This is a genomic window from Olsenella sp. An290, from assembly GCF_002159535.1.
GTDB lineage: Bacteria > Actinomycetota > Coriobacteriia > Coriobacteriales > Atopobiaceae > Thermophilibacter.
Genome location: NZ_NFIU01000001.1, coordinates 212803 through 225106, shown reverse-complemented (window position 1 = coordinate 225106; position 12304 = coordinate 212803). Strand labels below are relative to the sequence as shown.

Below are 12304 nucleotides of genomic sequence, written 5' to 3'. Positions count from 1 at the left end.
GGCATCGCCCTGTCATCGCCGGCTGATCGGCCGATAAAACAGGCCCCGCCGACTTCCTCGCAGGACCGCGCTCTGCGGAAAACCTGCTGGGGAAGTCGGCGGGGCCTTCTCCTGCAAAAACCGTCCTACGAGAGGATCTTCTCGGCCGCGGCCTGGAGCTTGTCGCGGACGGCCTCGGACTCGGCGCGCGTGGCACCCTTGGAGAAGAGGTACGCCTTCACCTTGGGCTCGGTACCGGACGGACGGAAGATGACCTTGTTGTCGTCCTCCAGACGGAACTCGATGACGTTGGCAGGCGGCAGCGTCTGCGCGGCCTCCTTCTGGAGACCCGAGACGCGCGGCATCTCGGGGCCGGTGGCGTAGTCGGTCATGCCGGTCACCTTGTAGCCGGCGATCTCCGCGGGCGGGTTCTCGCGCAGGCCGGCCATGATGGCGGCCATCTTGTCGGCGCCCGCCGCGCCCGGGAAGCTCGCGTTGACGGTGCCGTTGAGGTAGTAGCCGTACTTCTGGTAGAGGGCATCCATGGCCTCGTAGAGGTCCATGCCCTTCTCGGCGTAGTAGGAGGCCATCTCGACGCAGAGCATCGTGGCGACGATGGCGTCCTTGTCGCGGGCGTGCGTGCCCACGAGGTAGCCGTAGGACTCCTCGAAGCCCATGAGGAAGCGGTCCTCCTCGCCCTCGTCCTTGAGCTGGTCGATCTGGTCGCCGATGTACTTGAAGCCTGTGAGCACGCGCCTCATCTCAAAGCCCCAGTCGCGCGCGAGCGCGTCGGGCATCGAGGAGGAGACGATCGTGGAGACGGCCACCTTGCGGGCCACGTCCTCGCCGCGCTCGGCGGCCATCGTGGCGAGCCAGTCCATGAGCAGGACGCCCATCTCGTTACCGGAGAGCAGCACGTAGTCGCCGTCGTGCGGGATGGCGGTGCCCATGCGGTCGGCATCCGGGTCGGTGGCCACGACGAGGTTGGGCTTGACCTCCTCGGCGAGCTTGAGCGCCAGGTCGAGCGCCGCGCGGAACTCGGGGTTGGGGTAGGTGCACGTGGGGAAGTTGCCGTCCGGGTTGGCCTGCTCGGGCACCACGGAGACCTTGTCGACGCCCAGCTCCTTGAGGATGCGGGTCACGAGCTCCATGCCCGTGCCGTTGAGCGGCGTGTAGACCACGGAGTAGTCCTCGGAGGCCTTGAAGCCGGGCACGGAGACCTTCTTGATGCTCTCGATGAAGGCGTCCAGGACCTCCTCCGGCGTCCACTCGATGAGGCCCCGCTCGATGCCCTCCTCGAAGTCCATGATGCGCACGTTGAACGGGTCGACCTTGGCGATGTTCGCGGAGATCTCCGCCGCGGCCTCGTCGGTGATCTGGCCGCCGTTGTCGTTGTAGACCTTGTAGCCGTTGTAGGGCGCCGGGTTGTGGGAGGCCGTGAGCACGATGCCCGCGGAGGTGCCGAGGTGGCGCACCGCAAAGGACAGCGTGGGGACGGGCTCGATGCGCGGGTACACGTAGACGTGGATGCCGTTGGCGGCAAGGACGCCCGCCGCCACGCGCTGGAAGTCCTCGCCCTTGTTGCGCGAGTCGCGCGCGAGCGCGAGCGTGGGGTTCTCGTAGTGGGCGTTCAGGTAGTCCGCCACGCCCTGGGTGGCCTGCGCGACCACGTAGACGTTCATGCGGTTGGTGCCCACGCCGAGCGTGCCGCGCAGGCCGGCGGTGCCGAAGGCGAGGTCACGGTAGAAGGCGTCGAAGAGCTTGTCCTCGTTGCCGGGCTGCATGAGCTCGGCAAGCTCGACCACAAGGTCGGGCTCGGTCACGTTGTCCTTCCAGAGCTCGACCGCGTCGCGGATGGCTGCGTCCATGTCGTTCTCCCCCATTTCTCGAGGCGCGGGCCAGCCCGCGCCGACAACACACGCTACGTATGATTCTAGTCGGTCGCAAGGGCCTCAGGGGCGGGGTCTACGCGGAAGGGACGCGACGGGCGGCAGACGGAGCGGGCGTGACCCGCACCGCAGGGGGGCGCCCCCGCTCAGTGCGGCGGCCTCGCGGGCCGCGGCGGCCCCTCTCGCGAGAAGGACGCCCCGGCGCGCGGCTACGCGCGGGAGGCGTACGCGCGCAGGCCGCGCACGATCGTCGCGTGCGCCTCGTCGCGCGCGGTCTCAAAGAACGCGGCGGAGAGAAGCTGGTAGGCAGGCTCGCCCTCCACGTGCTTCGCGCGGTTCTCGTCCACGATGCGGCTCGCCGCCGCCGCCGCGGCGCGCACGTCGCGCTCCAGGATCGTGTACGGCGGGAAGGCGGCGCAGGCCTCCACGAGCGCCTCGTCCACGCGGGGCTTGAGCGAGATGTCGAGCGTGCGGCCAAAGAGCGCGAAGTCGGCTTGCTTGCCCACACGGGCGCGCTCCCCGGGCGCCACGCCGATGTGCTCGAGATAGCGGCGCGTATGGGCGTTGTAGACGTGGTCGGCGACCAGATGCGCCCAGGCGCCCAGCGTGAGGTCGCTCACGTGCTCCTGGCGCACCACGTAGAAGTTCCAGAACTCGTCGTAGCTGGGCAGCGGGATGTGCTCGCGCAGCGCCTGGTGGGTGAGCTTGTAGTCGATGCGGTAGGTGGTGTCTGGCACCATGTACCCCACGTAGATGTCCGGGGCCAGGTTGCCCATGAGAAACGCGTTCTCGTCACGGATGCCCAGGGCGCGGGCCCCCTCCTCCCGGAGGAGCCGCTCGACGTGCGCGGTATGTATGTTCCAGCTCGGCATACCAACCATGCTAGCAAACACCGCGGCCGCGCGGCAGGGACGGCCGGGCGAGGGTGACGGCTGGCTCCGCCATCCCCGCCCGGCTCCACAAAACGCGTCGAGTGCGCGCCCGCCAGCGCGCACTCGACGTTCTTCTCGTCCGTATGGTCAAAAGAATCGCCCAGTGCGCGCACGGACCCGGCAATCCGGCGCGCACTGGACGAGCTTCTTGGAAACGCGGCCTCGGCGCACCGAACGTACGCCGCAAAGGGCCTCCCGCTAGGAGCGGACCTCGCCGCCCGTGGATTTGCAGACCTTGGTCACGAGCTTGGCGTGCGCCTTCTCGACCTCCTCGGAGGTGAGGGTGCGGTCGGCCGCGCGGTAGGTGAGCGAGAAGGCCATGGACTTCTTGCCCTTGCCCACGCGCTCGTCGTCGCGGTAGACGTCGAAGAGGCGCACGTCGGAGAGGAGCTTGCCGCCGGCGGACGAGATGCGCTGCATGAGGGTCTCGGCCGTCACGGACTCGTCAACGACGATGGCCAGGTCCACGTCCACGCCCGGCAGCGTCGGGACGTCCTGGTACGGCAGCTGGTCGACCGCCAGGCGCAGGAGCGCCGCCTGCGAGAGCTCAAAGGCGACCACGGGCGCCTCGATGCCCATCGCCTTGAGGCCGCGCGGGTGGACGTTGCCCACCCAGCCCACGACCTGCCCGCCGCCGGCCACGACCTCGGCCGCCCGGCCGGGCTGGAGCCAGGGATACTGCTCGGGGTCGGCCACCTTGAAGCGGACCTTGGACACGCGCAGGGCGTCGAGCAGCTCCTCGACCACGCCCTTGGCATCGAAGAAGTCGTACTCGTCAAAGCGCTGGTTCCAGGCATCGTCCGCGCGCTTACCGCAGAGGACACCGCAGACGAAGCTCGGCTCGTCGGGCTGGCTCCTGTGCTCGTGGCCAAAGAAGACGCGGCCGATCTCGTAGAGCGCCACGTTGGGGACGCCGTGGTCGAGGTTGTAGGCCACGGACCGCAGAAGCCCCGGCAGCATGTCGCGACGCATCTCGGACTGCTCGGCCACGAGCGGGCGGAGGATCTTCACGGGCACGCCGCGCCCGGTCTCCGGAATGCCCAGGCGCGAGAGGTCGTCCGGCGCGGCGAAGCAGTACGTGGAGGTCTCGGAGAGGCCGCAGGCGCGCAGGACCTGGCCGATCTTGCGCACGCGGCGCTGCTCGGGCGTGAGGCCGCCGGCGTGGTTCTTGGCGGCGGGGATGGTGGGCTCGATGTCGCCCTCGCCCCAGAGGCGCACGACCTCCTCGATGAGGTCGACCTCGCGCGTGAGGTCGGGACGGTTGGTGGGCGCGGTCACCACGTAGTGCGCGACGTCGCTCTTCTCGACGGTGCAGCCGAGGCGCTCGAGGCGCGAGGTGATGAACGAGTTGGTGATGGGGGCGCCGGCAAGCGCGCGGGCGCGGTACGGGCGAAACTCGATGCGCGCCGGGGCGTCGGCCTCCTTGCCGGGATAGACGTCCACGATGCCCGGGCAGACCTCTGCCCCGCAGCACTCCTCAAAGAGCGCGGCGGCGATCTCGGCCACGTTGGCGCAGTTGGTGCCGTCAACCTTGCGCTCGTAGCGGATGGAGGCCTCGCTCATGAGGTCGAGGTTGCGGCTGGTGCGCGAGGTGTGGCCGCTCGAGAAGTTCGCGCTCTCGAGAAGAACGTCGACGGTCCCCTCGGTGATCTCCGAGTCAAGGCCGCCCATGACGCCCGCAAGGGCGATGGGCGTGTGCCCGTCGTCGGTGATGACGGCCATGTCGGAGGTGAGCGTGCGCTCCTGACCGTCGAGCGTCACGAGCTTCTCGCCGTCCTTCGCGGCGCGGACCACGATGTGGCGGCGCCCGTCACGCTCGGAAAGCGCGCCCAGGTCGAAGGCGTGGAGCGGCTGGCCCGTGAGGTACATCACGTAGTTGGTCACGTCCACGACGTTGTTGATCGAGCGCCCGCCCGCAGCGGCCACGCGCTGGGCGAGCCACTCGGGCGACGGGCCGATCTTGACGCCCCGGACCACGCGCGCGGTGTAGCGGCTGCAGAGCTCGGGGTCGTCGATCGTCACGTCCACGAGCTCGGCGGCGTCCGGGCCGGACTCGGCCTTCACGTGCGGGAGCTCGATGTGGGTCTCCTCGTCAAGGATGGCTGCCACCTCGGTGGCAAAGCCGGTCATGGAGAGGCAGTCGGGGCGGTTGGGCGTGATCTCGCAGTCGATCACGGTGTCGGACATGCCGAGGTAGTCGGTGAGGTCCATGCCCACCGGCGCGTCCTCGGGCAGGATCATGATGCCCTCATGGTCGGAGCCCAGGCCCAGCTCGCGGGCCGAGCAGTTCATGCCACAGGACTCCACGCCGCGCAGCTTGCTCTTCTTGATCTTGAAGTCGCCAGGCAAAACCGCGCCGATCATGGCGCAGACGATGTGATCGCCCTCGTTGAAGTTCTGGGCGCCGCAGACGATCTGCAGGGGGACGGGGTTGCCGTTCTCGTCCACGTTCTTGTCGCCAACGCTGACCTGGCAGAGCCACATGTGGTCGGAGTCGGGATGGGGCTTCTTGCTCACGACCTGGGCCGTGACCACGTGCTCGAGGTTGGCGCCGACCTTCTCCACGCCCTCGACCTCGGTGCCGGTGCGGGTGAGCGCGGCCACGAGCTCGGCGGGGTCCGCCGGCACGTCGACCATGCTCTTGAGCCACTCATATGAGACGCGCATGTTCTTCTCCTTTTCGCGCGATCAGTGCAAAACTACCGAGAAACTCTTTCGGGTCCGGTCTGAGGGTTTCCCTGATGCCCGAGATTGGCGCGAAAGCCGAGGCCGCACGCCTGACGTGCGGCGGCCGAAGGCTTGAGCGCCAAGATCGGGCGCCCGGGGAAGCCTCAGAACTGACGGAGGAAGCGCATGTCGCCGGTCATGAGCATGCGCAGGTCCGGCAGGTCGTAGCGCAGGCACGCGATGCGCTCGACGCCCATGCCAAAGGCGAAGCCGGTGTACTTCTCGGGGTCGATGTCGCAGTACTCGAAGACGTTGGGGTCGACCATGCCGGCACCCATAATCTCAAGCCAGCCGGTGCCCTTGCAGAAGCGGCAGCCCGTGCCGCCGCAGACGCCGCAGGAGACGTCGACCTCGCAGGAGGGCTCGGTGAAGGGGAAGAAGTGCGGGCGGTAGCGGGTGGCGCGATCTTTGCCGAAGATCTCGCGCAGGAAGTAGTCCATGGTGCCCTTGAAGTCGCCGAAGGTGATGCCCTCGTCCACGACAAGGCCCTCGACCTGCGTGAACTGCGGCAGGTGGTTGGCGTCGGCGGTGTCGGGGCGGAAGACCGTGCCCGGGCAGATCATGTAGATGGGCGGCTTCTTGCTCTCCATCACGTGCACCTGCACGCCCGAGGTCTGGGTGCGCAGCAGCACGTCGGACTCGCCCAGGACGTGGGACTCCTTGCCCTCGGGGGCGTTGTCGACCACGTAGAAGGTGTCCTTGGCCGAGCGGCTGGGGTGGTCCTCGGGGGCGTTGAGCGCGGTGAAGTTGTACCAGGTGGTCTCCACGTAGGGGCCGTCCTCGACGGTGTAGCCGAGCCCGCAGAAGATGTCCTCGACCTCCTCGCGGATCTGGCTGATCAGGTGCTGGGTGCCCTGGGAGAGGCGCCGTCCCGGCAGCGTGACGTCCACGGCGTCCGCAGCCATCTTGCGCTCCAGGAGCTCGGCGGAGAGCTCCTCGCGGCGCGCCTTGATCGCGGCGTCCACGTTGCCGCGCACCGTGTTGGCGAGCTGGCCCATGACGGGGCGCTCCTCGGGGGCGAGGCTGCCCATCGAGCGCATGATCTGGGTGAGCGAGCCCTTCTTGCCGAGCACGCTCACGCGCAGGGCCTCGAGGGCCTCCATGCTCTCGGCCGCGGTGAGCCCCTCCGCTACCTGGGCCTCAATGGCCTTGAGGTCGTCGGACATTGCCATTGCGTACATCCCTTCTCTAACGAAAAACCGCCCTTTGGCAGTGTGTCTGCTGCCCAAGGACGGAAGATCCGCGGTACCACCTCGGTTGGCGCCACGGGTTTTCTCCCCCGCGCGCCCCCTCTTCTTGCCCCGTGCCGTGGGACCCCCGGCTTCCCTACTGAGCGTGCGGAAGGGACAGTCACTTTTGCACGTGACCTCCCAAGCGTGCAAAAGTGACTGTCCCTTCCGCACGCCGCACGACCGTTCAGGTCGCAGCTGGTGGAGTGAACTCCGGGCCTCTGCCTTGGAGGGGGCTCTCAGCCGGTGACCCCCATCTCTGTCCGCTGGCAACGCGACGCCCAGACCTCTCCGTCATCGCCTAGCGTGACATGGTAGCACAGATACGGGGGCCGGACTAACCAAACGCGAGGTCATCCTCCGTGGTGGCGTCAAGCCAGGCGATATAGGTGTTGGGGTAGTGGCTGGCCAGCAGGCGTGGCAGGTCAATCCTCATGCACGCCCCCGCAAGCTCCAGGAGGCCCCCGGGGGAGACGAGCTCGTCAAAGTCAGAGACGCGCTCGCCGATGTCCCGCACAAAGGCGGACACTGCCGCGCGGTCCTCTGGGTCGGAGGGGCACGCGGTGCCCATCGTCGCCTCATAGGAGGCGCAGACGGCGTCCCAGCGAGCGTCAAGCGCGGCGTCCCCCGCACCGGGAAGCCAGACGTCGCGACCGTAGCGCGCATAGCCCCACGAGGAGAGCGGCAGCTGGGGAACAAGGTCGGACGGGTTGAGCAGGTTGAAGATGTTGTCGTAGGAGGCGTCGCGCGCCGTCTCGGACGAGGTGCAGTTGGGCGTGGCAAACGTGTAGGCGCGCACGTCGCCCGCCGTGGCCAGCGCCCGGCTCCCGTCCGCCATGTCATCGGAATAGCTCGCCAGGAGGTTGGCCACGGCACCTCCCCTGCTATGCCCGCAGAAGAGGTAGGCGCGCTCGACGTCCGGGGCCAGGGCGGCGGCCCGCTCCTCGAGGTCGGCCACGATCTCGTTGGCGGCCAGCGTGAAGCCGAGGTGATCCCCATCCCCCTCCGCGCCGGCCACGCCCGAGGCGCCCTCGATCTTTATGTTGGAGAGCCACTCCGAGCCGTACGAGCCGCGCACCACCACGACAAAGAGCTCCTTCTCGGCGCCCGTCTCTGGGTTGCGCACGCGCTTGGTTGCCAGCGTGTAGGCCACCACGTCAGTGCCGTCCAGAACGCCGATGACCTCGTCAAGAACCTCGCTTCGATAGCGGTAGGACGCCGTGCAGACCTCGTCAAAGCCCAGCTCGGCAAAGGCGTGCTCCGCAAAGGCGGGGGCGGTTGAGCCCTGCTGGTAGTAGGCGCTCTCGGCGTTGGCGATGGCGGAGAGCACGGCGCAGGTGTGCGCGAGCTCGTGGTTGTAGACCGTCGGGTCCTGGAAGAACCACGCGTCATCCCAGGCCACATCAGACGTTACGCGATGACCGTCGTGCGAGAAGAGCGCCGCATACTCGAGGGTCGCTCCAAAGGAGCCCGTTCGCCTCTCCGAGGAAACGGTGGGGGCGGTAACGGCGTTGGTGCCGGTGACGCGCTCGAGGCGCCGGGCGTGCAGCACCGCGGCGCCGGCAAGCGTGGCGGTGTCTGCCAGCGCAATGGTCACAAGCAGGGCGAGAAGAACCCCGCGGCGCCGGGGCCTTCGTCTCTTGCTCCTCCTTGCCCCGCGCCCCAGCATACGCCCTCCCCTCTGCTTGTGAGCATCATACCCAAGGTTGACGGTGGGATAGCCGCCGCGCGACAACGTGACAAAACCGTTAGGGACACATCGGGAGAGACGGTTGCACCGCGAGTCGCCGGACCACCGCGGCACAAAAAACGGGCGGGGTCGGAACGACGTCCGACCCCGCCCGGCAAAAGGGCGTGTTACGCCTAGCCCCTCATGCGACGGAGCACGATGCCCGCGCCCACAAGGATGGCGCCGCCCACGACAACGTAGGCAACCACAGAGGTCGGCGAGAGCGGATCGCCCGTCTCGGGCACGCTCTGGGTGCCGGAGGGCTTGCTGGTGCCGGTACCAGGCTTGGTGTCAGAACCGGTGCCAGGCTTGACGTCGGAGCCGGGCTTCTGGTCCGGATCGGTCGTGCCAGGCTTGTCCGGGTCCTCGGTGCCGGGCTTGTCAGGATCGGTCGTGCCGGGCTGGTCGGGATCCTCGGTGCCAGGCTTGTCCGGGTCCTCGGTTCCGGGCTGATCCGGGTCCACGGTCTCGTTCTTCTCCCACCTGGCGACGAGCGTCACGTCGCCGGTGCCGCCGAAGACGGTGGCGGAGGTCACCTCGTCGTCGCCGAGGAACCAGCCCAGGAACTCGTGGCCCTCGCGGACGGGCACGGGCAGCTCGCCGTAGGCCTCGCCGTAGGTGACCTCGACGGAGGAGGGGTCGACGGCGCCGCCGTTGGCGTCGAGCGCGGCGGAGAAGGACATGGGCTCCCACCTGGCGACGAGCGTCACGTCGCCGGTGCCGCCGAAGACGGTGGCGGAGGTCACCTCGTCGTCGCCGAGGAACCAGCCCAGGAACTCGTGGCCCTCGCGGACGGGCACGGGCAGCTCGCCGTAGGCCTCGCCCTGCGTAACCTCGATGGAGGAAACGTCGACGGTGCCGCCATTGGCATCAAACGTGGCCGTGTGCGTCTCGGGCACGGGGACGACCTCGTCGGACCTCACCACGCGAACCTCGGCCGCGGACATGAAGCCGTCGTGCTGGGGGTCGCTGTTCGAGTAGGTGTGCACGGCCTGCAGGCGGACGTACCGGGCCGTCACCGGCTCAAACTCGACGATGCGCCAGGACTTGTCAAAGTAGTCAGGCCAGGAGACCTCGGCGACGGTCGTCCAGTTCTCGCCGTCAGCGCTGTACTGCACGCGGCCCTCGGTCACGGTCCCGTTCTCGCCGCTCTGGCGCGGGAGGTAGTGCAGGCCCTCGATGGCGGTCTGCTCGCCAAGGTCAAGCATGATCCAGAGGTCCTCGGCACTGCCGGCAGCGGTATACGAGGAGTGCCAGAAGGTGCTCTCGTTCTCGTCGTTCGCATACGAGGCGGGGCCCTCGGTGGCGGTCACGTTGGTGACCTCGCTGCTCACCGTGACCGAGACGTCCTCGGTGGGGACAAAGTCATACACCTTGTTGACGGTCACGTCGTAGTAGGTGTTGCCGACGAGCACGCCCGTGTTGCCAGGGGCAACGCCCGTGAAGACGATGTCGGTCGAGGGGCCGCCGGGGACAACCTGCGCGCCCTGAGCGGACTTGTGTGCCGTGGAGGCGCTGGGATAGAGCAGGTAGTAGTTGCCGTTGTCAGCCTTGAAGGCGATGAGGTACTCGCCGCCGCCAAGGTTGTCGAAGTCGGTCACCTTGACGTAGCCGGGAATCTCCTCGCTCGAGGCCTCGTCCTCCACGGCGGGACGGTAGAGCAGGGCGGAGCAGTAGCTCTTCCAGGACTCCTGCGAGAGGGCGTTCACGCGGTCAAACTGCAGGGAGTTCTTGTAGAAGAAGAGGTAGGAGCCAGCGGTGTCGCGCAGGTAGACGGTGTCGGCCTCGGCGCCCGCGGAGACCGTGATCTGGTGGGCGTTCGTCGTCTTGACCGGGTAGCCGGCGCTGCCCTGGCCCGGATCGAGGTAGACGGGGTTGCCGTCGGCGTCCGTGCCGCTCACGATGTAGTTATCGCCCTCGGCGGTGAACGTGAAGAGGCAGTCGTCCAGGCCAACGGAAGAGCCCTCGTAGACGCCCGCGGCGCTGCCGACCTTCGCAGAGGTCGCGTTGAGCGCGCCGGCCTTGACCTCCACCGTCGCAATCTTGGTGTTCAGAGAGCTCGTGTCAGTGTCGGAGTAGTCTCCGGAGGGGTCGTTGACCGTGACGCTCTCCCCCTCGTCGAGCTCGACCGAGCGCTGGTCGTAGTCGAGGTTGGCCTTATCGGAAATGAGGTCGTCAAACGGAATGGTCACGAAGGTCTCGGCGGCAGAGGCCTTCTCGTAGAGCAGGCCGATGGAGCCGTCCTTGAGCTCGGTGAGGCAGGAGTACGCGTAGTAGTCGTCGAAGTCGTTCACGGCGTAGCCGTACTGCCAGTCCATCGTGTGCTCGGCATCATTGTTCACAAAGCCCACGTAGAGCTTGCCGCCCCTGCGGTCGCCGGGGTTGGACGCGGTGGAGACGATGATGACGTCCCTGCCGTCGATCTGCTCGCTGTACTTGATGGCGGAGAGCTGGTTGTTGTTCCGCTTGGTCAGGCCCGTGTTCACGGCCTCTCCGGGAACCCAGGTGCCGTCCTCCCCCTTGGTGTAGTCCGTGTAGTAGAGCGTGGTGAAGCCGTCGCGGTAGAACTGGCGGATGGTCGTGTCGTCAATCTGGACCGCCGTCGCCTCGCTCGACCAGTGCCCACCGTCGTAGGAGGTCACAGGAGCGGAGCGATGCCAGGTCTCGCCGCCATCGGTGGACCAGATGATGCCCGCCTCCTGCTTGCCGGACGTGAACTCGTAGACGCTGAAGACGACGGTGCCGTCATCGAGCACGACGCCGTTGCCCGGGCCCGCAAGGAGCGTCTGCTCGTTTGCCTTCTTGGCATTGATGAGCGTCGGCTCGGACCAGGTGAGGCCGTCGGTGGAGGTGGTCAGATAGAGGTAGTCGGTCGGATAGACCTGGAACGGGGCGTCCGCGCAGAAGAGGTTGGTCTCGTTGCCCTCGGGATCGGTGACGTTGAAGTAAGGGTCGACCGTGTAGCCCTCGACCACGGAATCGTCGGAGACCTTGTGGATCGTGTACGTCTCAAGGTCAAGGTAGTAGTCATAGGCCTTGGCGGCGACCGTCGCGCCATAGTTGCGGTCAATCGTCTCGTGACCGTTCACACGAAGCAGAAGACCGGAGCCGTCCTCCGTGAAGCCGGTCTTGCCCGCAACCGGGGAGGAGACGGAGGTGTTGAGGGCGATGCCCGCGGGGAAGAGGTCCGCGACCAGGTAGACCGTCGTGCCGTCCGTGGCGATCGCCGGGTCGATAAAGGACGTCGACTGGTTGTTGTACGTGTTGCCGTTGTCGCCGAGGTAGTTGGCGAAGGTGTAGGTCCAGTCGGCGCCTCCGTTCTTCGACACGCTCACGATGGTGTCGAGGCCGGCTCCGTCACCCGCGTGGTTCCAGCGCGCGTCCGTCGCGGCCACAATGGTGCCATCGTCAAGCGTGACGATGCCCGGGATGCGGAAGTTGGTGCTCCCGCCCGTGCCGGGTGCGAAGGGCTGCTCCTGCGTCGTGCCGTTCTCCGGCTTCTTGCCGGCGTACTCGGCGTAGGCCGTCGGAACCGACACGCCCATGGCGATCAGGGTCGCCATCGCAAACGCAACCACTCCCTTCAGGCGTCTCCTCATGCATCTCCCCTTTCAACGTCGAGGTCACTTTTTTGACAGAAACCCCACATTTTCAGAACTTTTAAAATATAGGAATCCGGATTGTCTCGAGCGTCCGCACCCGTTCTGCAATCGGCGAGCGGGCAGATTATTTTGCGAGCGGATGCTCCCACAAGCCACACGGGCCACGCGCGAAGCAAGACCTGCAAAAAAGGGGTCGAACGACCTGCGTCCGACCCCT

Annotated in this window: 6 protein-coding genes; all 6 read right to left on the bottom strand. The window is 67.3% G+C overall.

Annotated elements, in window-relative coordinates:
- Nucleotides 1-125 precede the first annotated feature (125 nt).
- Complete coding sequence (locus B5F84_RS01070) at nucleotides 126-1847, bottom strand: phospho-sugar mutase (protein ID WP_087319812.1); 1722 nt, start codon at nucleotides 1845-1847, stop codon at nucleotides 126-128.
- Nucleotides 1848-2077: 230 nt separating this feature from the next.
- The gene (locus tag B5F84_RS01065) at nucleotides 2078-2740 is read right to left on the bottom strand and encodes a hypothetical protein (protein ID WP_087319811.1); all 663 of its coding nucleotides are present in this window, start codon (nucleotides 2738-2740) and stop codon (nucleotides 2078-2080) included.
- A 258-nt stretch (nucleotides 2741-2998) separates the two neighbouring features.
- On the bottom strand, nucleotides 2999-5467 hold the full coding sequence (pheT, locus tag B5F84_RS01060; protein WP_087319809.1) for a phenylalanine--tRNA ligase subunit beta: 2469 nt from the start codon (nucleotides 5465-5467) through the stop codon (nucleotides 2999-3001).
- Between the two features lie 164 nt (nucleotides 5468-5631).
- Entirely contained in the window at nucleotides 5632-6699 is a 1068-nt protein-coding gene (pheS, locus tag B5F84_RS01055) for a phenylalanine--tRNA ligase subunit alpha (RefSeq protein ID WP_087319807.1), read from the bottom strand.
- A 394-nt stretch (nucleotides 6700-7093) separates the two neighbouring features.
- Nucleotides 7094-8425, bottom strand: coding sequence for a hypothetical protein (locus B5F84_RS01050; protein WP_087319806.1), 1332 nt, complete (start codon nucleotides 8423-8425; stop codon nucleotides 7094-7096).
- A gap of 194 nt (nucleotides 8426-8619) precedes the next feature.
- Nucleotides 8620-12084: a discoidin domain-containing protein gene (locus B5F84_RS01045; RefSeq protein ID WP_087319804.1), complete on the bottom strand. Its 3465-nt coding sequence runs from the start codon at nucleotides 12082-12084 to the stop codon at nucleotides 8620-8622.
- Between the last annotated feature and the right edge of the window lie 220 nt (nucleotides 12085-12304).